General features: G+C 59.0%; 27 protein-coding genes and 1 other RNA gene. 12 read left to right on the top strand and 16 right to left on the bottom strand.

Features of this window, described 5'->3' with window-relative positions:
* Window positions 1–16 precede the first annotated feature (16 nt).
* The 3 genes from ACID345_RS14905 to ACID345_RS14895 form a co-directional block, all read right to left on the bottom strand.
* Window positions 17–1,705 carry a carboxypeptidase regulatory-like domain-containing protein gene (locus ACID345_RS14905; RefSeq protein ID WP_011523694.1) on the bottom strand — a complete coding sequence of 563 codons (1,689 nt, stop codon included), beginning with the start codon at window positions 1,703–1,705 and terminating at the stop codon, window positions 17–19.
* A 265-nt stretch (window positions 1,706–1,970) separates the two neighbouring features.
* On the bottom strand, window positions 1,971–2,819 hold the full coding sequence (locus ACID345_RS14900) for an ABC transporter ATP-binding protein (protein ID WP_011523693.1): 849 nt from the start codon (window positions 2,817–2,819) through the stop codon (window positions 1,971–1,973).
* Window positions 2,820–2,823: 4 nt separating this feature from the next.
* A complete protein-coding gene (locus ACID345_RS14895) occupies window positions 2,824–3,600 on the bottom strand; it encodes an MlaE family ABC transporter permease (protein WP_011523692.1) in 777 nt (258 codons plus the stop codon).
* 235 nt (window positions 3,601–3,835) lie between these two features.
* Between ACID345_RS14895 and ACID345_RS14890 the strand changes: the two genes are divergently transcribed.
* A complete protein-coding gene (locus ACID345_RS14890; protein WP_011523691.1) occupies window positions 3,836–4,234 on the top strand; it encodes a hypothetical protein in 399 nt (132 codons plus the stop codon).
* Window positions 4,235–4,473: 239 nt separating this feature from the next.
* On the opposite strand, the gene ACID345_RS14885 is transcribed toward ACID345_RS14890, so the two are convergent.
* Window positions 4,474–5,547: a potassium channel family protein gene (locus ACID345_RS14885; protein ID WP_011523690.1), complete on the bottom strand. Its 1,074-nt coding sequence runs from the start codon at window positions 5,545–5,547 to the stop codon at window positions 4,474–4,476.
* Between the two features lie 32 nt (window positions 5,548–5,579).
* Here ACID345_RS14885 and ACID345_RS14880 point away from each other — a divergent pair, with 32 nt between their 5' ends.
* Together ACID345_RS14880 and ACID345_RS14875 are read left to right on the top strand one after the other, a co-directional pair.
* The gene (locus tag ACID345_RS14880; protein ID WP_011523689.1) at window positions 5,580–6,227 is read left to right on the top strand and encodes a molybdenum cofactor guanylyltransferase; all 648 of its coding nucleotides are present in this window, start codon (window positions 5,580–5,582) and stop codon (window positions 6,225–6,227) included.
* The gene (locus tag ACID345_RS14875; protein WP_011523688.1) at window positions 6,224–7,051 is read left to right on the top strand and encodes an ABC transporter ATP-binding protein; all 828 of its coding nucleotides are present in this window, start codon (window positions 6,224–6,226) and stop codon (window positions 7,049–7,051) included. The genes ACID345_RS14880 and ACID345_RS14875 overlap by 4 nt, the downstream gene beginning before the upstream one ends.
* An 8-nt stretch (window positions 7,052–7,059) precedes the next feature.
* Here ACID345_RS14875 and ACID345_RS27525 read toward each other — a convergent pair whose 3' ends face one another.
* From ACID345_RS27525 to ACID345_RS14865, 3 genes are read right to left on the bottom strand one after another with little or no spacing between them, the layout of a single operon-like run.
* Window positions 7,060–7,377 carry a type II toxin-antitoxin system RelE/ParE family toxin gene (locus tag ACID345_RS27525; RefSeq protein WP_011523687.1) on the bottom strand — a complete coding sequence of 106 codons (318 nt, stop codon included), beginning with the start codon at window positions 7,375–7,377 and terminating at the stop codon, window positions 7,060–7,062.
* Window positions 7,374–7,625 carry a type II toxin-antitoxin system ParD family antitoxin gene (locus ACID345_RS14870; RefSeq protein WP_011523686.1) on the bottom strand — a complete coding sequence of 84 codons (252 nt, stop codon included), beginning with the start codon at window positions 7,623–7,625 and terminating at the stop codon, window positions 7,374–7,376. Before ACID345_RS14870 ends, ACID345_RS27525 begins: the two co-directional genes overlap by 4 nt.
* Before the next feature lie 45 nt (window positions 7,626–7,670).
* Window positions 7,671–8,318 carry a riboflavin synthase gene (locus ACID345_RS14865; protein ID WP_011523685.1) on the bottom strand — a complete coding sequence of 216 codons (648 nt, stop codon included), beginning with the start codon at window positions 8,316–8,318 and terminating at the stop codon, window positions 7,671–7,673.
* A gap of 131 nt (window positions 8,319–8,449) precedes the next feature.
* Here ACID345_RS14865 and ACID345_RS14860 point away from each other — a divergent pair, with 131 nt between their 5' ends.
* Genes ACID345_RS14860 through ACID345_RS14850 form a run of 3 tightly spaced genes read left to right on the top strand, consistent with a single transcriptional unit; the run spans window position 8,450 to window position 10,988 of the window.
* Window positions 8,450–9,643: an EAL and HDOD domain-containing protein gene (locus tag ACID345_RS14860; protein WP_011523684.1), complete on the top strand. Its 1,194-nt coding sequence runs from the start codon at window positions 8,450–8,452 to the stop codon at window positions 9,641–9,643.
* 39 nt (window positions 9,644–9,682) lie between these two features.
* Window positions 9,683–10,729: a cyclic dehypoxanthinyl futalosine synthase gene (gene mqnC, locus ACID345_RS14855; protein ID WP_011523683.1), complete on the top strand. Its 1,047-nt coding sequence runs from the start codon at window positions 9,683–9,685 to the stop codon at window positions 10,727–10,729.
* A 37-nt stretch (window positions 10,730–10,766) separates the two neighbouring features.
* Window positions 10,767–10,988, top strand: a complete 222-nt coding sequence (locus tag ACID345_RS14850; RefSeq protein WP_041855747.1) for a hypothetical protein — start codon at window positions 10,767–10,769, stop codon at window positions 10,986–10,988.
* A gap of 71 nt (window positions 10,989–11,059) precedes the next feature.
* Here ACID345_RS14850 and ACID345_RS26665 read toward each other — a convergent pair whose 3' ends face one another.
* Window positions 11,060–11,245 (bottom strand): hypothetical protein, encoded by a 186-nt coding sequence (locus tag ACID345_RS26665; RefSeq protein WP_148210127.1) that lies wholly within the window; start codon window positions 11,243–11,245, stop codon window positions 11,060–11,062.
* Between the two features lie 234 nt (window positions 11,246–11,479).
* Window positions 11,480–12,217 (bottom strand): PIG-L deacetylase family protein, encoded by a 738-nt coding sequence (locus ACID345_RS14845; protein ID WP_011523682.1) that lies wholly within the window; start codon window positions 12,215–12,217, stop codon window positions 11,480–11,482.
* Window positions 12,218–12,358: 141 nt separating this feature from the next.
* Here ACID345_RS14845 and ACID345_RS14840 point away from each other — a divergent pair, with 141 nt between their 5' ends.
* Entirely contained in the window at window positions 12,359–13,006 is a 648-nt protein-coding gene (locus ACID345_RS14840; RefSeq protein WP_011523681.1) for a hypothetical protein, read from the top strand.
* Here the strand turns inward: ACID345_RS14840 and ACID345_RS14835 are convergent.
* Window positions 13,003–13,767 (bottom strand): ribonuclease HII, encoded by a 765-nt coding sequence (locus ACID345_RS14835; RefSeq protein ID WP_011523680.1) that lies wholly within the window; start codon window positions 13,765–13,767, stop codon window positions 13,003–13,005. The two genes, ACID345_RS14840 and ACID345_RS14835, sit on opposite strands and share 4 nt — an antisense overlap.
* 163 nt (window positions 13,768–13,930) lie before the next feature.
* Here ACID345_RS14835 and ACID345_RS14830 point away from each other — a divergent pair, with 163 nt between their 5' ends.
* Entirely contained in the window at window positions 13,931–14,467 is a 537-nt protein-coding gene (locus ACID345_RS14830) for a hypothetical protein (protein ID WP_148210126.1), read from the top strand.
* Between the two features lie 61 nt (window positions 14,468–14,528).
* Here ACID345_RS14830 and rplS read toward each other — a convergent pair whose 3' ends face one another.
* The 5 genes from rplS to rpsP form a co-directional block, all read right to left on the bottom strand.
* A complete protein-coding gene (rplS, locus tag ACID345_RS14825) occupies window positions 14,529–14,876 on the bottom strand; it encodes a 50S ribosomal protein L19 (protein ID WP_011523678.1) in 348 nt (115 codons plus the stop codon).
* A gap of 18 nt (window positions 14,877–14,894) precedes the next feature.
* The gene (trmD, locus tag ACID345_RS14820; protein WP_011523677.1) at window positions 14,895–15,689 is read right to left on the bottom strand and encodes a tRNA (guanosine(37)-N1)-methyltransferase TrmD; all 795 of its coding nucleotides are present in this window, start codon (window positions 15,687–15,689) and stop codon (window positions 14,895–14,897) included.
* The gene (gene rimM, locus ACID345_RS14815) at window positions 15,686–16,315 is read right to left on the bottom strand and encodes a ribosome maturation factor RimM (protein WP_011523676.1); all 630 of its coding nucleotides are present in this window, start codon (window positions 16,313–16,315) and stop codon (window positions 15,686–15,688) included. Before rimM ends, trmD begins: the two co-directional genes overlap by 4 nt.
* Window positions 16,293–16,547 carry a KH domain-containing protein gene (locus ACID345_RS14810; protein ID WP_011523675.1) on the bottom strand — a complete coding sequence of 85 codons (255 nt, stop codon included), beginning with the start codon at window positions 16,545–16,547 and terminating at the stop codon, window positions 16,293–16,295. Before ACID345_RS14810 ends, rimM begins: the two co-directional genes overlap by 23 nt.
* A gap of 173 nt (window positions 16,548–16,720) precedes the next feature.
* Entirely contained in the window at window positions 16,721–16,975 is a 255-nt protein-coding gene (gene rpsP, locus ACID345_RS14805; protein WP_011523674.1) for a 30S ribosomal protein S16, read from the bottom strand.
* Window positions 16,976–17,174: 199 nt separating this feature from the next.
* Here rpsP and ACID345_RS14800 point away from each other — a divergent pair, with 199 nt between their 5' ends.
* The 4 genes from ACID345_RS14800 to lgt all read left to right on the top strand — a co-directional run bounded on the left by ACID345_RS14800 (window position 17,175) and on the right by lgt (window position 20,548).
* Window positions 17,175–18,047, top strand: coding sequence for a glycoside hydrolase domain-containing protein (locus ACID345_RS14800; RefSeq protein WP_011523673.1), 873 nt, complete (start codon window positions 17,175–17,177; stop codon window positions 18,045–18,047).
* A 136-nt stretch (window positions 18,048–18,183) separates the two neighbouring features.
* Window positions 18,184–19,389 (top strand): hypothetical protein, encoded by a 1,206-nt coding sequence (locus ACID345_RS14795; protein ID WP_011523672.1) that lies wholly within the window; start codon window positions 18,184–18,186, stop codon window positions 19,387–19,389.
* 97 nt (window positions 19,390–19,486) lie between these two features.
* A non-coding RNA gene (ssrS, locus tag ACID345_RS26365) (6S RNA) lies at window positions 19,487–19,678 on the top strand.
* A gap of 66 nt (window positions 19,679–19,744) precedes the next feature.
* Window positions 19,745–20,548 carry a prolipoprotein diacylglyceryl transferase gene (lgt, locus tag ACID345_RS14790; protein ID WP_011523671.1) on the top strand — a complete coding sequence of 268 codons (804 nt, stop codon included), beginning with the start codon at window positions 19,745–19,747 and terminating at the stop codon, window positions 20,546–20,548.
* On the opposite strand, the gene ACID345_RS14785 is transcribed toward lgt, so the two are convergent.
* The gene (locus tag ACID345_RS14785) at window positions 20,545–21,786 is read right to left on the bottom strand and encodes a DUF1501 domain-containing protein (RefSeq protein ID WP_011523670.1); all 1,242 of its coding nucleotides are present in this window, start codon (window positions 21,784–21,786) and stop codon (window positions 20,545–20,547) included. The two genes, lgt and ACID345_RS14785, sit on opposite strands and share 4 nt — an antisense overlap.

The raw sequence follows: 21,786 nt of genomic DNA, 5'->3' as shown, positions 1-21,786 counted from the left end.
GCTGGTGCAAACCTGATTATTGGGCGTCGTCGGGGGAGAGGAGCTTTAATTCGACCTTTTGGTGGGAGTTGGGGGCGAGACTCTGGTCGACCCGGGAGTTTTCGAAGGCGCGGAGGAAGTCGGGATCCATGTAGGACTCGTCGTCCATGGAGCTCCAGGCGAAGAAGGAGTAGGCGCCGGGCTTGATGCCGCGGAGGCGGAAGTGGCCGTTCTGGTCGGTTTCGCCACGCTGGTAGAGGTCGAACTGGGCGCGGAGAGCGGGGTCGGGGACGCCGATGACGATAGCGTTGGCGACGGGCTTACCTTCGTCGTCGGTGACGGAGCCCTCGACGAAGGCGCCGTCAGTGCCGGCGGTGACGGTGATGGGGACGACGCCGCGGCTGGAACTGATATTGACGACGGCGTCGGTGACGTCGCGACCGGCGATGGTGACGGACTTGGTGTAGAAGTCTTCCCAGCCTGAGCCTTCGGCGGTGAGAGAGACGACGTATTTGCCGGGAACGATGCGATCGAGGCGGATGGCGCCGTTGGGGCCGATGGCGGAGTAACCGCCGTTTCCGGCGAACTCGTTGTTGGTGTCGTCGACGGGAAGCAGGCCGATGCGCAGGGTATCGAGGCGCGGGTGCTGGACGTTCGGAGTGTCGACGGTGAGGGTGCCCTGGAGCGCGGAGCGGCCGCCTTCGTCGAGGGTGAGCGAGATGTTGGGAAGGTCGGTGCCGTCGACGTGGATGGGGGCCTCGGCGTGCAGAGGGTTGTCGTTGTTATCGCCGCGGAACTCGAGGGCGGAGATGGTGTAGTCGCCGGGGAGTACGCCTTCGAGCGTGAAGTTGCCGTTGTGATCCATGGTGGCGCCGGCGGAGCGCTGGATGGACGCGCCTTCATCGTGTGCGTTGCGGAGATAGACCTGCGTCTGCGCCCCCGAGGTGGTGCCGTTGATGTGGCCGGTGACTTTGACGGAGGGCACGCGGCTCATGCGGAAGTCGGCTTGCGCCTGATCGCCGGGGCGGAGCGCGATGGGACTGGCTTCGGTGGGCGATGACGATTCCGGAAAGTATGAAGGCGCGTAGTGCAGCTTGGAATTGCCGCCGTCCTGAATTACGTTGGCGCGCACGATGTAACGGCCGGGTTCGAGCGAGAAGATGCGGTAGGAGCCCTGGTCGTCGGTGTTGCCGACGCCGACGGGACGCAACTGGCGGCGATGATTGGCGTAGACCCACTTCAGTGCGCTGACCTGCACGTAGGCGATGGGCTCGCCGTCTTCGTCGAGGACGCGGCCGCTGATGACGGAGCCGGGCTGCATCGCGAGGGCGAGGTCGTTGACCGCTTGTCCGGGCGAGAGCGTGATGTTGAGAAATTCCTGCCAGGTGTGGCTGTTCGGTCCGCGGAAGCCGTGGAAGCCGTTCTTGCGGACCACGATGGTGTAGTCACCCGGGACGAGGCTGGGGAAGCGGAAGCGACCGGCGGCGTCGGTAACGACGCTGACCTGGTTGGAGGTGCTTTCGTCGGAGGCGGGCGAGGTGTCGGAGACGCGGTTGACGGAGATTTCGGCGTTGCGAAGGGGCTCGCCGCTGCCGTACTTGGTCAGCGTGCCGGAAAGAGAGGCGGCCTTCGCAGCTTGCTGGACGGCGGCGTTCTGCGCAAACGAGCACACCGAGAACAAACAGAGCGCGACGGAGAGGAAGAACTTCATGATGCCTGCAGACATTCTATCTATGTAATGGACACCGTGGGGGCGGGGGAGTTAGCAGGAAAATATTCGGTAGCGCGAAGGGAACAGCAGATCCTTCGCTGCGCTCTGGATGACAAGAGAGTGTAGTGGGGTGCGAGCGGTGGTGCGGGCTGGCCGCGAAGGGAACAGCAGATCCTTCGCTGCGCTCAGGATGACAGGAGAGTGTAGTGGGGGTGCGAGCGGTGGTGCGGGCGGGCCGCGAAGGGAAAAACTCACGACTACGCGAAAACCTCACAACGAATTAGGAGAGGTATTCCCTGATGTAGTCGTCTTTGGAGGCTACCAAATCGGAGGCGGTGCCCTGGAAGATTACGTGGGTGTCGCGGAGGATTACGAAATTGGTGTGAACGTTGCGATTGGAACCCGCTTTGATCGGCTTCATCATGTTGGCTTCCTGATCGAAATAATTGGTGGCCATGACGAAGGCGTCTTGCAAGCGATGGGTTACTACGATCGAAGTGTTCTTGTACACGTCGCGACCTTTGACGATCAACTCGACGATGGTGGTGGAGGTGACCGGGTCGAGACCGCCGGTGGGCGAATCGTAGAGGACCACATCGGGGTGCGTGATCATGCCCCGGGCGATGGCGACGCGGCGACGCATGCCTCCGGAGAGTTCCGAGGGGAAGAGGTCGACCGTGTGTTCGAGTTCGACGAAGCGCAGGGCCTCGCGGACGCGTTTCTCAATTTCGTCGTCGGGGATGCCGCCTTGTTCGCGTAGCGGGTAAGCGACATTTTCGCGGACGGTGAGCGAGTCGAAGAGCGCGCTTTCCTGGAAGACCATGCCGACGCGGCGGCGCAGCGCGAACAGGTCTTGCTCCTTCATGCTGGTGACTTCTTCGCCGAGCGTGAAGATGCGCCCGGAGTCAGGGCGCAGGAGGCCGAGGGCGAGTTTCAGAAGAAGGGTTTTGCCGGTGCCGGCGACGCCGAGGAGGACCTTGGTCTCGCCGTTCTTGACGTCGAAGGTGATGTCGTTGAGGACTTCGTTTTCTTCGAAGGCAATGCTGACGTGCTCGAAGGCTATGGCGACCTGCTTGGGGTCGGGGGAATTGGCGGCGACGTCTGGATTGATGCTGATGGAGTTGCTCATGCGCTTATCCGAGCGCGACCATGAGGAAACGGGTGATGAATAAATCGGAGGCGATGATGAGCACGGACGCCGTGACCACGGCCTGCGTGGTCGCGCGGCCGACACCTTGCGTACCGCCGGTCGCATTCATGCCGTAATAGCAGCCGACACTGGCGATGAAGAAGCCGAAGACGACGGGCTTGACGAGTCCCATCAAGACATCCTGAAAGACGAGCGCCTGGTAGGCGGTAGTCCAGTACTGGTTGGCGTCGAGGCCAAGAAGCGTCCAGGAAATGATGAAACCGCCAGCCATTCCCAACAAGTCAGAGATGATGCTCAGGAAGAAGAGCATGACGACGGTGGAGATGACCCGCGGCGTCACAAGCTTTTTCGAGGGATCGGTACCGAGGGCGCGCATGGCGTCGATCTGCTCGGTGACCTTCATGGAACCGAGTTCGCTGGCCATGCCGCTGGAGTTGCGTCCAGCGACCATCAGGCCGGTGAGCACGGGGCCGAGTTCGCGGACCATGGAATAAGAGACAAGTTGGCCGGTCAGGGTGATAGAGCCGAATTTCTGGAGCGTCGCGGAGGTGTTCAGCGCGAGCGCGGCGCCGGTGAAAAAGCCGGCGAGGATGACGATCGGGAGCGAGCCAACGCCGATGAGGTCGGCCTGCTGCAATGTGTCTGAAAGATAGCGCGGCTGGGAGAACAGGTTGGTGAGCGAACGGCCCGCCAACTGAGCGTACTCCTGAACAGCCAGGATTTTCTCTTTAGCGATATCAGTTGGAGAGATCAGTTCCATGCGCTGGTTTTGTGCAAGCCACTATAGCAGAGGGTGGGGAAACGCGGAACTGGTCAGTGTGAGGCGGGGCGAAGCTGGCGCGTCGTGCTGAGAAGCCTCGCCTCTTTTGGCCTGAAGCGCTGCGGTGCGTGAAAATCCCCGTCCCTATCCGTTGTGCGGATAAGGACGGGGCACCCACGGCGTAATGTGCGTTGGTTGACGGGAGCGATTACAATACCCGCCTAGGTTGAGGCCCATGTCTTTACGCATCGAACGAACTGAATACGATCCGGAAACCGGGTATCTCTATTACGTCTTCTTCAACCCGCATTGGGAGTTGGAGGCGGATGAAGTGAAACAGCGGGTGCCACTGGAAGTTGCAGTCTCATTGACCGAGACCGGCGAGCTCGCGGATGTGACATTCACGTTGCCGAAGCCGTGCCGCAATGAGCAAGCGCTGTCGTTCATTCACCGCGATCAGACGGTGGGCATGGTCAACGAACGAATTTTTGTCGCGGTGCCGGGACAGAGCGGCGATTCGGTGATGAAAGCGTTGGGTGCGCTGGACCTCGACGTGGCAGGACGGATTGTCGGGATGGAGATTAAGTGCGGCATCCCGGGGCCGCAGCAGTTGGATCGCGCAAAAGCGAATTAGGTTCGGCAGGGGCTAAAGCCCGGTCGGATGGAGTGCTTTTCGGCAGCGCTGAAGCGCTGCCCTGATACAAAGCAGCTATCAATACGAACCGGCGCTGCTGATACGGAAAGCGCTGCTGATACAAAGCAGCTATCAAATACGAACCAGCGCGGCTGATACGGAAAGCGCTGCTGATACAAAGCAGCTATCAAATACGAACTAGTGCGGCTGATGCGAAGAGCGCTGGCCTGGTTCGAAAGCTAAACGGTCGCCGGAGCGGCGGCGGGTTCGAGGTCTTCCTGCGAATCTGTGCGTGCCCGGCGAATGTCGTTTACGTCGCCCATGACGATGACGACAGAATCACTTGCCAGCAGGACGTTGTCCGGCGGATTTACCCAAAAATTTGGAGTCTTGCCATCGCCGTGAGAGCGGATGGCGAGCGGCAGAAGGTTGTAGAGCGCCTTGAGTTGCAGCGACTCGAGCGACTTGCCCGCCCAGGGCGAGTGGCCCTTGATGACGACCTCTTCGATGCGCAGAGTTTTCGATTGTTCGCGCAGCATCATGTCGAGGAAGCCGACAACGTGCGGGCGAAGCACTTCGCTGGCCATGCGCATGCCGCCGATGGCGTTCGGTGAAACGGTGGCGTTGGCGCCGGACTTCAGGAGACGGTCGGAGTAGCGCTGGTCGGTCCAGCGGGCGACGATGCGGACTTTCTGGCTTTTCTGGCGCGCGAGCACGGTGATGACGAGATTGTCTTTGTCGGCGGCCACGGCGGCAATGAGACCCTTCGCGACATCGAGGCGTGCCTGGTCGAGGAGCAATTCATCGGTGGCGTCGCCGGTCACGTAGAGCATGTCGTGGTAGGCGTCGCCGCCCTTCTCGATGAAATTCTTGATGTGCTCTTCGTTTTGATCAATGACGACGAAGGGCGTGCCGGTCTTTTGAAGTTCGCCGACAACGTAGCGTCCGGTGTCACCAAGGCCGCAGACGATGTAATGGTTCTTGAGTTCGCTGAGCCGCTTCTGCATTTTGCGTTTCCTGAAGAGATCGGTGAGTTGGCCTTCGACGAGGAAGGCAGTGACCGCTGAGAAGACATAGACGGTGAAGGTGACGCCGACCATGATGACGCCGATATTAAAGATCCGCAGCGCCGGATTATGGGTAGTGTCAATGATCTCGCCGTAGCCGACTCCGGCGAGAGTGATGATGGCCATGTAGATGGCGTCGAGAATGTGGACGTCGGGACCGCCAAGCAAGCGGTAGCCAACAACACTGGCGGTGATGATGGCGACGAGCAGTAAGACGGGTGTGCCGAGGCGTTTGCTGAGCCGCATGGTCGAGGATGATCGCGCGGAGGTCCGCTGGCGTGGAGCATACCACGAGCAGCACTGATTTCATGACGGTTTCGCGTATCATGACTGGCGTGAATGGAGTGACCGTATTCATTCTTGCCGGCGGGCGCAGCACGCGGATGGGCCGCGATAAGGCGCTCCTGCGGCTGGGCGGGAAGACCCTGCTGGAGCAGTCGATTGAGATTGGCCGCGGAGTTAACGAGAGCGTGAAAGTGATTGGCGCGCGCGAACGCTACTCGGACTTCGGCGCTGAGGTGGTTGAGGACGAGTTCCAGCAATGCGGGCCGCTGGGAGGGATCCACGCCGCCCTGGGCGCGAGCGATAGCGAACTGAACGTGTTTCTTTCGGTGGACATGCCGATGGTCAGCGCGGAATTCCTGCGCTATCTTGTTACACGCGCCCAGGCAAAACCGGATGCATTGGCCACGGTTCCCGATGCCGATGGTGGGATCCAGGGAACGTGCGCGGTGTATCGGCGGCCATTTCGCGCAGTGGCGGAGCAGCAGTTGAAACGAGGGAAGTACAGGGTCACGGAGACGCTTGGACTGGTACGCGTGGAGTACGTGGAAGAGAATGAGATCCGCGAGGCTGGATTCGATCCGGCGAAACTGTTTAAGAACCTGAACACGCCAGAAGAGTTTACGCAGGCAGGAGAGGCATGAGCACATCGCCAACCAACGGCCCGGACCGCGACAAGCCATATTTGCAATTCGAGAACGTCAGCAAATCGTTCGGCACGAAGCACGTGCTGCGCGACGTGAGCTGGAGCGTGAAGTCCGGGGAGACGATGTGCATTCTCGGGCGCTCAGGCGTGGGCAAATCGGTGTCGCTGCACAACATCATGGGCTTCCTCAAGCCGGATTCCGGGCGCATTCACGTCGCCTACGAGGACATTACCGATTATGGCGAGAAGGATATGGAGCGCATCCGGAAGAAAGTGACGATGGTCTTCCAGAGCGGCGCGCTGTTTGATTCGCTCACTGTCGGCGAGAACGTGGCGTTTCCATTGCGCGAGCGCGGCGGACTGGAAGAGGCGCAGATCTTCCAGATCGTGGATGGCCTGCTGGAGATGGTCGGCGTGGGACACATGCGCGACCTGCTGCCGGCTGAGCTGTCGACGGGCATGCGGCGGTCGGTGGCGATCGCGCGCGCGCTTTCGGCTGAGCCGGAATGCATTCTCTACGATGAGCCGACGACGATGGTGGACCCGATGATGGCCCATCTGCTCGGCGATTTGATCCAAAAGCTCAAGTATCAGTTGAAGCTGACCAGCGTAGTGGTGACGCACGATATGTCGCTGGCGAAGAAGCTGGCAGACAAGCTGATCTTTCTCTACGAAGGCGCCGTGGTTTTTTACGGCACACCGAAAGAGATGGAGCAGTCGAAGGTGGAGATCGTGCAGGAATTCCTGGAACTGGATTCGACGGATTTCAGCACCTTCGGGACGACGGATTTGCGGAGGCATGCGCCGGGAGACATTGGGTAAAAAGAACGTCAAGGTAGCAAAGACGCTAGGTCACGCGCGCCGTGACGTACGCGCAGAATCAAGACTTCGTCTTCAATCACTTGATAGAAAATTAAATGACTTGGAAAGCGATTCACTGGAATTCTACGCAATTCTCCGAGCAAATCCTCGAATCCGCCTAACATCGGCCCGGAGCGTGGCGCACGTTGGATTCGTTCCAAAGTAGTCAGAACTGATTGTTCCCATCGACGTGCCAACGATTCTCCGGCGTGAGATTCATACCAATCCGACTGCGCAAGAATGTCGTGCGTAACCGCACGGCCGAGGATAATGCGAAACTTCTTCACCGCTTCCGGGCTTTCTCGCGGAGAACATTGACTAGCCCTTTCTTGCGCGCCTCATCAAGCGACAGTTCAAATCTCGGGCCCTCAAGTCCTTTTAGCAGTTCACGCTCGAGGGCGGCCTTGCGCTTTTCCTTGTCCTGACGAATCAGATCGCGGATGTATTCGCTCGGCGTACCAAAGTCGCCTGACGACACCTGACCTTCCACATAAGATTTCAGGCTTTTGGGAAGCGATATATTCAGCGATGTCATGGGCATACCTTCATTTTATGACAGTTTATGAAGGTAAGCAATTCTCTAAAATCCCTTCGCTGTGAGTGCTTCGACCTGCAGTTCTTCCTTCTTCAGGTCGCCGCGGACCATCCACTTTTCTAGGTATTTCGCCACGATATCGGTTTCGATGTTGATCGGGTCGCCGGGCTTCAGCGACTTGAGGTTGGTCATTTCGACGGTGTGGGGAATGATGGCGATGGTGCAGCGCAGGCCGTCGAGCCTGGCGACGGTGAGGCTGATGCCTTCGATCGCGATGGAGCCCTTGTAGACGAGGTAGCGCTCGAGTTCGGGCGTGACTTCGATGTGGAGCCAGTAGTCGTCGGAGTTGGGGATGGGTTCGAACTCGATGAGTTTGCCGACCCCGTCGACGTGGCCCTGGACAATGTGGCCGCCCATGCGAGCGTCGAAGCGGAGGGGAAGTTCGAGGTTGATGAGCGCGCCCTCGGTGATGCGCGAGAGGGAAGTGCGGACCCAGGTTTCGGGGGCGAGATCGGCGCAAAACGATGTGGGCGTGATGTCGAGCGCGGTGAGGCAGACACCGCTGCAGGCGACGCTGTCGCCGGTTTTGAGCTGCTTGGGAGTGTTCTGGGCGGTGATGGTGATGCGGCGGTTCTCGCCCTTGATTTCGATTTTTGCGACGTGGCCGACTTCTTCAACGATTCCGGTGAACATGAGTACCTCACTAAGAGAGAGCAATTATTTCACGAGGACGATGCAGAAAAAGTGACGGGCAGCACGCCAGATTTTGGGCTCAAGTGCTTTGAGAAACTGCCGATGCACCGCATAGGTCCATGGAGGATGCGATGCGCTTCGTAGTGCGGCAGCCGATCTTCGATTACCGGGAGCAGGTCGAGGGATATTTCCTGAATATCGAGAAGCCTACCGGCGGATTGGTGGATACGGTGTCGGAGGTGGCGGCGATTACGGTGGCGCTGGACCGGATCCCGCGGCATTCCTGGGCGATGGTGGAGTGCGGCGTGCAGGTGCTGGCGAGTATGGCGGTGCGGCGATTGCCGATGGGACGAGTGGTGTTGGCGATCAGTTCGGACGAGTACGCTTCGGCGGAGATGTTGCGCTGCGTGAGGGAGCTTCGCCGGGAGGGCTTCACGTTTGCGATTGCTGATTTCGAGGCCAACCGCGAATGGGAACCTTACTTGCCTTTCATGGATTGGGTGGCGGTCCGAGGGAGCTCGCTGTTGTGCAAAATGAAGAAAAATCTGGCGGCGGGGAAGGCGCGCAATGCGCGGATGATCGCGCGCAATCTTGATACGCGAAGCGATCTTGCGGCAGCTGACAATTGCGGGTTTCGCTACTTCGAGGGTGCGTATTACCTGTCGTCTGCCCAGGAATTGGCGCGCGAGGTTCCACCGGCAAAGCTGGCGTGTTTGCGGCTGCTGACGGAACTCCAGAGGCCAGTGTTGCATTATGCGGTGATCGAGAATCTGATCAAGGCGGAACCGTCATTCTGTTACCGGTTCATGCGGTACATGAATTCGTCAGCGTTCTTTGGGGTGCAGAAGGTGACGGGCATCCGGCATGCGATGAGCCTTCTCGGAGATGACGAGTTGCGGCGTTGGTTGTCGTTGATGGCCACGGTTGCCGCGGTGGACGGAAGGCCGACGGAAGTGGTGGTCTGCGCGATGCTGCGGGCGCGGTTATGTGAGTTGTTGTCGCCCGACGCGCCGGACGCAGGGTTCATGACCGGCCTGTTCTCGCTCATGCCGCTGGTGGTCAACATGCAATTGAGCGCGCTGTTGAGTGTGGTGCGGCTGCCTCAGGCGGTGGAGCGGGCTTTGTGGGGAGAGCCGGGAGCGCTGCGGGCGCTGCTCGACCTTGCCGTGGCGTTTGAGCGGGCGCGATGGAACATGGTTCACGACCTCGCGCATGGATTGGGGATCACCGACGAGCGGGTGTTTGCGGCGCGCGGTGATGCGTCGCGGTGGACCAACGGGATTCTCGCCACCCAGGCGGCTCCGGCGAACGCCATGACGGCGTGAGTCTGGGCTAAAATGGATCACAGGAAGCTGTGATCTGATATGTCTTTAAGCCGGGAACAAGCTCTTGAGATGTTTCGCTCCGATGACCTGATTGGTATCGGGATGGAAGCCGACGCGGTGCGGCGCACGCTGCATCCGGAAGGCGTGGTCACGTACATTATTGACCGGAACATCAACTACACCAATTTCTGCACCGAGTACTGCACGTTCTGCGCGTTTTATCGTCCGCTGAAAGGGAAGTTGGCGAAAGAGGGCTACATCCTCGACTTCGACACCATCTACGCGAAGATCCAGGAGACGGTGGAACTTGGCGGCACTGGCGTGTTGATGCAGGGCGGCCTGCATCCTGATCTGAAGATCGAGTACTTCGAGCGCATGATGAGCGGGATCAAGCAGCGCTTCCCGCAGATACATCTGCACTGCTTCTCGGCGTCGGAAATTCTGGCGATTGCGGAGTACAGCCATATCTCAGTCGAAGACACGATACGGCGGCTGCGCGATGCGGGGCTGGATTCGATTCCCGGCGGCGGCGCGGAAATTCTCGACGACGAAGTGCGCCACAAGATCGCGCGCCTGAAGTGCGGTACGGAAGAGTGGCTCCTGGTGCATCGCACCGCGCACAAGCTCGGCATGCGCACTACCGCGACGATGATGTTCGGTGTCGGCGAGACCATCGAGCACCGCATCAACCATCTTGATCACGTCTATCGCTTGCAGGAAGAGACGGGCGGATTCACCGCGTTTATCCCGTGGACGTTCCAACCCCACAACACCGCGCTCGGCGGGCGCGGATGGGATGAGGCGACGGCTGTCGAGTACCTGAAGACGCTGGCGATCTCGCGGCTGTATCTCACCAACTTCCTCAACGTGCAGTCGAGCTGGGTAACGCAGGGGCTGAAGGTCTGCCAGATGGGACTGCGCTTTGGTGGTAACGACGTGGGCTCGGTGATGATCGAAGAGAACGTCGTCAAGTCAGCGGGCGTGACTAACTGTACGACCGAAGAAGAGCTGCGACGGATTATCCGCGATGCGGGATTTATGCCGAAACAGCGGGACACTTTGTATCGGCAGTATTTCCTGAACTAGGAGTCCGGCCATCGCTAGCGGTAGTGGAGAATCGGCAATGTCGAGCAAAGATGGATACGAAGATTTTCAGGACGCAATTTTTCAGGATATTCAGGATCGAGAAGACGCTGAATCGAATGACGAAAGACGGATGATGCGGTTCGCGATAAAGTACGGAAATACTTTGGGGCTTCCAGAGTCTGAAGTGCGAGCCTTATACAAAGATGGCATGAGCTGGGGAGAAATGCTGGCGGCAATACGAGCGATTCGGCAAAAATGAAGCGCTCGGCAAGAGAAAACCCGCCACTCGCGGCGGGTCTGCATTCGAGTTATCGAGTTTTATGAGTGACGTTAATTGCCGGGAAGCAGTTTGCAATTCAATCCGTCTGCGAGACGGGAACCTTGCAACTTACGAACTGTAAACCATCGACCGCATATCCAAACGATGACTCCGATCCATGCCGCGCCATCCGTTGTCGAGCGGACGAGGTCGCCGAGATCGAAGCACTCAGCCCCAATCCGAATTTGTCTTTTCATTCTTAACCTCCCTTCACCCATACGTGGGTGCTGGAAAATTACGCCTATCTCAAGCAGTTCGCAACCTTGACCCTAGTCTAAGGTTCCTTCTTGAGGACGAGGGCCGCAGGGGCTAAAGCCCCGTTCTTTTTGGGCGGCCTTTTCGGCACGGCTGAAGCCGTGCCCTTTCACGAATTCTGATCCCGCGACAAATCGGCCCGCTACTTCGAAGGCCCTCAGACCTTGAGAGGCTTTCTATTCTTCCACGCCGGTAAACAAATCCGTTTCAACTTCCATGCTGCGGGGCGATGTTGTTGCCGCGAGGTGAAATGACTCCTTCAGGCGCAGGCGCGCGTAGGCTTCGAACGTGTCGAAGAGTGGGGCTTGTGAGGAGTGTTGTTTGAAGGCCCGGATTTTCTCGTCGATCCATTCCCTGATGTCGATATCACAGGTGATGGGCGCGGGGGAGATTGGCGGGCGATCGGGGATCAGGCTTGCCGTGGTCTGGTAGTAGAGTTTTTGCGGACGATGGACTTCGAGGCCGTCCCAGAGTTGGTCAGCGTAGCGGTTTTTACGGCCAGCCCACTGGAAAGCGAGCGTGGCGAAGGCCGAAGCCATGGAGTGGTCGGGGTGGCCGGTGACGGCGCCTTCGGGACCGAACGTGAGCACGACTTGCGGACGTAGTTCGCGGATGCGGCGGACTAAGTCGCCGACGACCCGGTAGAGATTTTCGCGATCGAGTGCGCCGTCTTTATAGTCGAGCACCCAAGCCTGGCTGAGTTTGAGGATGTTGGCGGCGGCGGCGAGCTCGGCGCGACGGAGCTCGGCGAGATCGGCATCGGACTTGGCGTGGCCGCGGTGGGTGCCGGCTTCGCCGGCGGTGAGGGAGATGACAGAGGTCTCCACCCCGTCGGCGCGATATTTCATCAGGGTGCCGCCGAAGCCGCCGACTTCGTCGTCGGGGTGTGCGGTCACGACGAGCATTCTTTTCATAGAGTTCGCCTACTACCGCCGAAATCGACAAAGTGTCGAAAGTTGGATGCAGAGAACTTTCACAAGATTCCGAGGATTCGTTTCCAACGAAAATGCCGAACGCGGCATCCGTTTGGTGGACAGCTTCGGAGTGGCTGCGCAATGAAACACCTGTCGCGGGCCTGCAATCGCTCCTTCGTCCTTTTCGCAATCCCTCTGGTCTTGAGTTTGCCGTGTTTCGCAGGCAGCAACGCCGCGGAACCCACCGCCCCATCCGCGCCGCCGAAACCTCTGCATGTGTATCGGTCGTTGATACCGCTTGGTTCGGAAATCTTCGCATACTCACACCACGGCGAGCACGAGACGTTTTACATTATGGCTTCGACGAGCAATCGGGAGTTCGACGGGCAAGGGCTCTACGCAGATGGGCAACGTCGGGTTTTAAAACTGGCGAATGGCAATCCAGTGGAACATTATCCGCGGGAATTGCATTTCCGGGTGAGTGTGAGCGAGCGTGGTGGCTATGCACCGATCGATCCGCCAATGCCTGTGGACTCGCACTACAGTACTTTTGGAGAATTTATCAGCAGCCTGAAATTCGAGATGCGAGTCTTTCACGCGCTCAAGGCGCGCCTCGTGAAGCCAACGAGGGTCACGCAAATTGGTATGCCGGTGGATGTGCCGTCGAACGAGCGGATCTACGATGTCGCATTCGATTTGGGTGAGGTGCCGATCAGCGATCGCTTGGTGATGCATGTGTTAACGGCGGAAGGCGATCGGTTGGCGAAATTTAACGTGGATCTGTACTAGTCTTCGAGAACTTCCGGTGGGACGGCGGTGTCGGCCGTCTCTTCCAACATAAATTCCAGGACTTCTTGCGGGGCGGAGGCCATCCACACCGGCGCGAACGATTGCCGATGCAGCGGCGATGGGCCGAACTCGCGCAGCGCCTTGATGTGCTTGGGCGCGCTGTAGCCTTTGTTGCTGGCGAGATCGTATTCGGGGAAGATCGGCGCCCATTCGCGGATGAGGGCGTCGCGGTGGACCTTGGCGATGATGGAGGCGGCGGCGATGGAGGCGGAGAGCGCGTCGCCATGGATGATCGGCGTTTGGGCGCAGTCGAGGTCGAGTTTCATCGCGTCAATCAGCAGATGATCGGGCTGGCACGATAACCCGCGGACGGCGTGCTTCATGGCGAGGTTCGAAGCCCAGTAAATGTTGAGTTGATCAATGCGGGCGACATCCACGGCCGCGATGGACCAGGCGATGCAGTGCTCGCGAATACGCTTGGAGAGGATTTCGCGAGTTTCCGCCGGGAGAAGCTTGGAGTCGCGCAGACCTTTGATTCGATAGTTGGGATCGAGTATGACTGCAGCGGCGACGACGGGACCGAAGAGCGCTCCGCGGCCGACTTCATCTATGCCGGCGATGAGTTTTGCGCCGGAGTCAGCGGCGAGCTTTTCGTATTTGGTGGTGCACTTCAGGCGCTTGAGAAGGCGGAGTTTGGCAGCGGCGGCGGAGAGGGGCTTGCCGTCTTTGCCGAGTACGGGTTTTTTCTTTGGGCGCACCATGAAAATGGGTCCGAACTAGACAATCATATTGGACGCGATGGATAGTTTCAGGAACTCCGGCCCAGTTTGCGGTGTCGATGTCTGCATGGGTTCCAACCCAAATCGGAAGGCCCGAGTTCGACGTACCGCGATCCTCATCGCGGGTTGTTTCGTAGTGGCGTTTGTGGGCACCATCCTTCTCGCTTTGGTAGAGAGCTACCGCAACGACCAGGACGAATCCGATGTCTATTCAGCTTACCTTTCCCAAGGCTTAGATGAAGACACGCACGACTGGTCGACTGATCGGATAGAAGTGGTGGTTCAGGATCAGACCGCCGGAGGCAATCCTATGAGATGGTCGTGGCTCCTTCCGTTCGATCGTCCGATTCCCTTCAGGGAGGTCTCCAGTTCAACCAAGCTGAGCTTCTGGGTGCGCAATCGATTTCGTTGTCGGATAAGAGCGCAAATCCATTTGCCTAAAAGAGCAATCGTTGTGCTCGCGCGAAAAGAGCAAGTCGAATCGCGTGTGTTTATGGCGCAGCATGCGGACGCCATGGGATATGTTGTGCTTTCTGGGGTGGGGTTCAATCGGGAACGCACGCAGGCGATCTTCTACGTCGACCACTTCTGCGGATTGTGCGGTGGCGGGCGTTACGTCCTGATGGAGATGCGGGACGGACGGTGGGTCATTGTGGACGAGCACTACACCTGGATCAGTTGATCGCGCAATGGCGCTCCCACCCTCCCCTGCGGGGAAGGGTGGGGCACCCGCAGAATCGAAACTACTCGGCTTCCTTCAAACGAGCGGCCTTGCCTCTGAGTGCGCGCAGGTAATAAAGCTTTGCGCGGCGGACTTTGGCCGAACGCAGCACTTCAATCTTGTCGATGACCTTCGAATTGGTGGGGAAGATACGCTCGACACCCTGGCCGAAGCTGATCTTGCGGACGGTGAAGCTCGGCTGGAGGCCATTGCTCTTGCCGATAACCACACCTTCAAATGCCTGGAGGCGCTCTTTATCGCCTTCCTTAATCTTTACGTGCACGCGGACGGTGTCTCCCGGCGCAAAACTTGGGAGGTCCGTGCGCTTCGCTTTCGCCAACAACTTCTCAATGACTTGTGAATTCGACATGATCTCTTCCTTCTGAATCTAATCTTTGCCTGCTCGCAATTGTGCGAGGTACTTCTGATCTTCCTTGCTCAACTCCGCCCCTTCCAACAGGTCGGGACGGTTCTTGAATGTCTTCTCCAGCGCACGGCGACGACGCCAGCGCTGAATCTCAGCATGGTTCCCGTCTTGCAGCACCTGCGGCACAACGTAGCCGCGAAACTCTGCCGGACGTGTGTAGTGCGGATAATCGAGCAATCCGCCGGAAGCGCACGTTGAATCCGGGCCTTCGCTGATCTCCTTCGCCACCGCCGTGAACGACTCCTGCCGCGCCGAATCGGCATTGCCCAAAGCTCCGGGCAGCAACCGCGTGACGGCGTCCACGATGATTGCTGAGCCGAGTTCACCGCCGCTCAACACGAAGTCGCCTACGGAGATTTCGCCATCGGCGAGGACCTCGGAGACGCGCTCATCCACTCCTTCGTAGCGGCCGTTGATCAGCACCAGGCGATCGAGCTTGCTCAGCTCCAACGCCATCGTCTGATCGAACAAGCGGCCTTGCGGCGAGAGCACCAGCACTTGCACGTTCTCGCGATTGCCACGCGGCGGAATTTCCATCGCTTCGAGGCACTCGAAGATCGGCTCCGGCTTCAGCACCATGCCTTCACCACCGCCGAAGGGACGATCGTCCACCGTGCGATGACGGTCATGCGTGAACTCGCGCAAGTCGCGGATGGTGATCTCCACCAGCCCCGCTTTCTGGGCGCGGCTCACAATGCCGTGATCGAGTGGCCCGCGAAAGAACTCGGGAAAGATGGTGATCAGATCGATCTTCATCGTTTCCGCCTTTCGCCTGCCTCACGGGTCTCGTCGGCCTCGGACTTCTGGCGCTCCTTCTCGGCTTTCGAGAGCGGGGCATCGAGTTCGAGCATGCCTTGCGGCAACACCATCTCGATGCGCTTGGCTTTGAAGTCTGTCGACTTCAAGAAGCTCTCGACGTAGGGGATGAGATGTTCGCGATCCCCTTTGACGACAAGCAGCGGCGCTTCGCCGGCGCTGAAATCGACGTCTGCTACAACGCCGACCTTTCGCGCTTCCGAACCATGAATCTCAAAGAGCTCGCAGCCCACAAGGTCGCTCACATAGGTAGCGCCTTCTTCCAACTGGGCCCGATCTTGCCTGGGAATCTGAACCTCGCTGCGAAGCAGTTTTTCTGCGTCGTCGATAGTTTCGATTCCCTGAAACTTTAAAACTACCCCGCCCTTGTGGAACCAGTGATCTTCCAGTTCCAGTTCGCGACGTTCACCTTTTTCCGGCAACACGTACAGGTGATGCCGCTGCTCGAACAACTCGGGGAAGTCGGTGAACAACTCCGAGAAGACTTCGCCAACCCGGCCCTGGGTCTTTTGGATCCGGGCTATGGTGATGAAGTCGTCCGTATTAGTCGAGGATGTCGAGCTCATAATGCGTCTTGTGCCGCACACCGGCGGCATTCAAGATCGCGCGCAGCGACTTGGCCGTGCGTCCCTGGCGGCCGATGATGCGCCCCATGTCGCTTTCGGCGACCTCGAGGTTCACATAGGTCGTTTCGCCTTCCTGCTCGACGTCTACGAAAACTTCGCCCTGGGATTCAACGAGCGCCTTGGCAAGGTACTCGATCAGAACCTTGGGATCACCTTTGGCAGCAGTTGTCACGGTTGTCCTCGATTACCGCAGGGGCTAAAGCCCCGAATCTTGCCCGGCTGTTTCGGCACGACTAAAGTCGTGCCCTGATACAAACCTTACTTTCACAAGCGTGTTCGGCAGAGCGAATCGATTAATCTGCGTGTTCGGCAGAGTGAATCGACCAATCTGCACGAACGGAGTCGTTACGCTACGCTGGCCGGAGCGGCAGGAGTTTTGTCCCACAGCTTCTTCACGCGATCGCTCATCTGGGCGCCTTTGCTGACCCAGTATTCCACGCGCTCACGCTTCAGTTCGATGGAACCGGGGTTCGTGCGCGGGTTGTAGGTGCCAACCACCTCAACGGAGCGGCCATCGCGGGCGCGGTCCTTCTCGATAACGACAATGCGGTAATGGGGTTGCTTACGCGCGCCACGGCGCGAGAGACGAATCATCAACACGGGTGCTTCTCCTTAGGTTTCCCGCGGATTTGAGATCCACAGGTCGCACAACTGGTCCCAACAGGAGCGCATGCGCCTGTTCTGGCCTTCCCTTGTGCAGGGGATTTTGGGTTCACAATCGGCACGGAACGCGCCGCAGGAACATCTACCACTGGCGAGAGCCTGGAAATCCAGACGCAACCGGGGGCAAACCGTTATTATGACGGAAGATGCGCTGCTTCGCAATCCTCTTGGAAGCCGCACTCAGCCCGTCATGCGCAAAACCAAGATTATTGTATCAGTTCTGCTTGCCATCTTTTTCGGAATCAGCGGGTTAGCCGTTGCCCAAGAGTCCCAGCCGTACCACCTCGGCTTCGATCGGAATGTCTATCCCGGCGACGATCTGCTGCCTGCCCTGCACAAGACCTTCGAGTGGACCGGCTATTGGCTGAATAATCCGCCGGGGGCGAACCGCAATACCTGGGCAGGCAAACGGGAAATGATGAAAGCTGCCGGATTTGGCTTCGCGGTTCTCTACAACGGTCGGCTTTACAACGAACTTAAGGGTAAAAACCCGGCGCAGATCGGTCAAAAGGACGGTCGGGACGCGGCGGCGCGGGCGAATGCCGAGGGCTTCCGGGCAGGGGCAATCATCTTTATCGACCAGGAGCAGGGCGGGCGAATGCTGGAGGAACAGCAGGCCTACCTTCATGCGTGGTTCGACGCAGTGATCGCGGCGGGATTCAAAGCGGGCGTGTATTGCTCAGGAATGGCGGCCGAAGGCGTGGTGACGGCGAAGGACATCCATGACCATGCGCAGGGAAGGAAGATCGCTATCTGGGCGTACAACGATGCATGCTCGCCGTCGCGGGGGTGTTATTTCCCCAAGAACCCACCATCGCCGGCAAAGAGCGGCATCCCGTACGCGGAGATTTGGCAGTATGCGCAGTCGCCAAGGCGCGGCGAGGCCAAGGCGTGTCCGAAGAACTACAACGCAGATGGCAACTGCTATCCGCCGGAATTGCCGGTTGAAACAAAGACCCACGTGGACTTGAATACGGCAACCAGCGCGGATCCCAGCCAGGGGCGCTGAAACCGCGCGCGTACACATTCGGGGTAGCACGATGCAGTCGTGGTACGAAATTGACTGTCAAATCGCGCTCTGGTTGTTATAATCCGCCCGCATCACCCCTCAACACGGCTGAACATCTGGGGACCACGGGGGCATTGTGTCCAGCGCCATCTCAACGGCTCTGCGTCGAGCGTTTGAAGACGCCGCACCGACCGTCCGCGTGACGTGCGAAGAACTGGCGGTTTGGCTGCGGGACCATTATTACCAAGGCTATGAGCCCAGCGACCTGCGCTCGGCACCGTCGTTCCAGAAGCCGTTTTTCAAACAGCCTGGCATTTCTCACCTCATCGACTATCTCAGTGAGCACAGCGGACGGCGCGCGCGAAAGTTTCTGAGCGTGCCACTGTCGTACACGCCGACGACGCTGGCGCTGGCGCTGGGTGCCTGCGCGGAACTCTATCCGTTCGACCCCGGGGTGTTGCCGACGATCATCGTGCTGCGCGGCGAACTGCTGCGGTTGAGGCATCCCAGTGAAAAAGAATATTGCTGGGGCGATGAGTACGATGATCGTTTTGCGCGCGATCTGAATGCGCCCGTGTTTAAGCCGGATACATTCGTCTCGTATCTGTGCGGATCGGCGATGATGACGCTCGCCGAAAAGGTACGCGATGAGTCGGCGGTTGCCGTGGCGGAGTCGGTGGGGCGGTACTTCATCACGCGGCTGAATCGCTCGGTGGATGAGTCGGACGAGATGTGCTTCAGCACTTCGCCTGACGACCAGGAAAAGATATTTCACAAGAGCGCGCTGGTCGGCAGCTTCCTGGCGCGCCTTTGGCAGTGGAACCGCAATGACGAGTATCTCGAACTCGCAGTGCGGGCGATGAATTTCCTGCGCAACGCCCAACTCGCTACCGGCATGTGGTACTACGGGCTAGGAGAAGAGAAGCGCAACATCAATGCGATCCATACGTCGTACAACGTGATCGCGATGAACGATTACCGCTTCTACTCTGGAGATCGCAACTTCGACGACACGATTTTCAACGGCAACGAAGCGTTTAAGCGAGTGTTCTTCGAGACTGATGGCAAGCCGAAGATGTTTGTGCATCGGCTGTATCCGGTGGACGTGCGCGCGTGCTCGCAGGCGATTGAGCACTTTTCGGCAATGATGAAAGACGACATTGATGCCCCAGATCGGGCGATCAGCATCCTGCAATGGACGTTGCAGAACATGCGCAATCCCGACAACAGCTTTGCGTATCGCAAATATGCAACCGGCACCCAGCGCATGGCTTACGTAGCGTGGGGACAAGCGCATATGTTTTATGCGATGTCGCGCTTGCGGACGGCCTTCGCGCTTTAGTCTTCACTAGCTCAGATCAGAGCAAGCCAAGTTCCATGAATTTTGTCGGTTGACTTGCGAATCGCGAGAGTGCCAGCTAGCATCGAATTCACAGTTCGCCGGCCTGCAAAGTTGGTGACGGATGGCAACCGTTTTTTGAACCGATAATTCAATGAACAGGGTGCCCGCCTCGACATAGATCTGGTGTGCATGCTCCGCCCTGCGGAGAAGCCTAAAGGATCTCGGAGGGTGCCCACCGTAACGAACGGGTTCATTGACGGCCCATTGCGCACGGCTAAGCGGGTCGGCATTGTTGTTTTTGTACGGATTCGGTTTCTGCACCGAATCTTCCTATTCGACCGTCTAAAATAAAGACGTGTTCCCTCAATTAGTTCACATCGGCAATTTTTCGCTCCCTACCTACGGATTCCTCGTCTCGCTCGGCGTGGTGCTGGCGATCCTTCTTATCCAAAAGCTTGCCAAGCAACAGGGCATGGATCCCGACAAGGTCTGGAACCTCGCCATCATCTTCGTTTTCGCCGGAATCGTCGGCGCGAAGTTGCTGATGTTCATCACGGAATGGGACCGCTTCAAGAACCCGCAGGAGTTATTCAGTCTTTCGACGTTGCAGGCCGGCGGCGTATTTTCGGGTGGCGTGGTGCTCGCCGTCATTTGTGGCGCCTGGTACATGCGCGTGAACCACATGCCGGGCTTGCGCACCGCCGATGTGTTTGCGCCGGGGCTCGCGCTCGGGCACGCCTTCGGGCGCCTGGGCTGCTTCTCCGCCGGATGCTGCTTTGGCAAGGAGACCACCCTGCCGTGGGGCGTGGTGTTTAAGAATCCGCTGGCACATGACCTCAGCGGTACGCCGCTGAACGTGCACATCCACCCGACGCAGCTTTACGAGATGATCGTCGAACTGCTGAACTTTGCGTTTCTCATGTGGCTATTGAAACGCAAGCGCTTCGAAGGACAAGTGGTGGGCGCGTATATGTTCATCTACGGCGTGGCGCGCTTCTTCCTTGAGTTCGTGCGCGGAGATGAGGGACGCGGTGTGCTCTTCGGCACCTGGCTGACCCAAACCCAAGGTATCGCCATCGCGATGGTGATCGCCGGCACGATCATCTGGCTGCGGCGTGTGCCGTTGCGGCAGCAGGCGGAACTGGCGCCAGCGCGCTAGCCGAGCAATCCTAAAAAGCCCTTCGGCGAATTCTGATAATTCGGAAACACCGTGTTCAAGTCGCGGTTGCCGAGGTGCGTATACACGGCCTCTCCCAGGACGCGCCGGAAGTCGGTGGTGAGCGCGAGGTCGCGGCCCTCGTAGAGTTGATGCGCCGCTAACCCAGGCCACTGGCCGTACACGCGTCCACCGCGCACTGGGCCGCCGAGCACGAACATTACATTCGCGTGGCCGTGGTCGGTACCGCGATTGCCGTTCTCGCGCGCGGTGCGGCCGAACTCGCTCATGGTCACGACGACCGTCTCTTCCTGAAGATCGCCAAGGTCGGTCCAGAACGCCGAGATCGATTGGCCGAATTCGCGCAGCACATTGGCGATCTGGCCCTGGGTTGAGCCTTCGTTCACGTGATGGTCCCAGCCGCCGATATCGGTGAACGCAACCTGCACGCCGAGGTTCGCTTTGATCAGCTGCGCGGTTTGTTTGAGCGCATCGCCAAAGCGTCCGCGCGGATAATTAGCGCCCGCTGAGGGCTGATACTTCGAGGGATCGGCGTCTTTCAACATCTTCACGGCGTCAAAGGTTTCCTGCCCGGTGCCATGAAGCACGGTGTCGGCAGAGGTCGCGTACATGGATTCGAAGCTGTTCGCAACCGGAGCGGCGTTCGGATTGTTGCCCGCGACACCAAACTGCTTCACGTTGTTCACCGCGATCGCGGTCTCGTGTCCGGCGAGAATACGCGGCAGGGAAGGGCCAAGCGCGACGGCGCGGAAGTGCTCGTCTTTCATGTGCGGATCGTTGGTGTGCAACGCACGATTCAGCCAACCGTCTTCCGTGCCCTTGTAGCCCGGCGTGCCGGATTCCATGAAGTCCTGCGCGTCGAAGTGCGAGCGCGTGGGATCGGGCGAGCCGGCAGCGTGAACGATGGCGAAATGCTTGGCGTCCCAGATCGGCTTGAACGACGCCAGCGAAGGATGCAGGCCGAAGAGCCCATCGAGGTCAATCACGTCGTGCTGAGGAATATTGATGCTCGGGCGCATGGCGTAGTAGTTCGACTCGCCATGCGGCACCACGATGTTGAGGCCGTCGGCCGCGCCGCGCTGAAAGATGACGACGAGGCGCTTCTTGCCCGGCGGAAGCGCGTCGGCGTAAACAGCGCGGGTGAGGAACGCCGGCACCACGGCGGTGGAGACGAGCGCAAGGGCGCTGTTCTTCAGGAAGATTCGGCGTGTAATCGGCAT

This window comes from Candidatus Koribacter versatilis Ellin345, assembly GCF_000014005.1.
GTDB lineage: Bacteria > Acidobacteriota > Terriglobia > Terriglobales > Acidobacteriaceae > Korobacter > Korobacter versatilis_A.
This window is presented reverse-complemented; position numbering and strand designations above follow the sequence as displayed.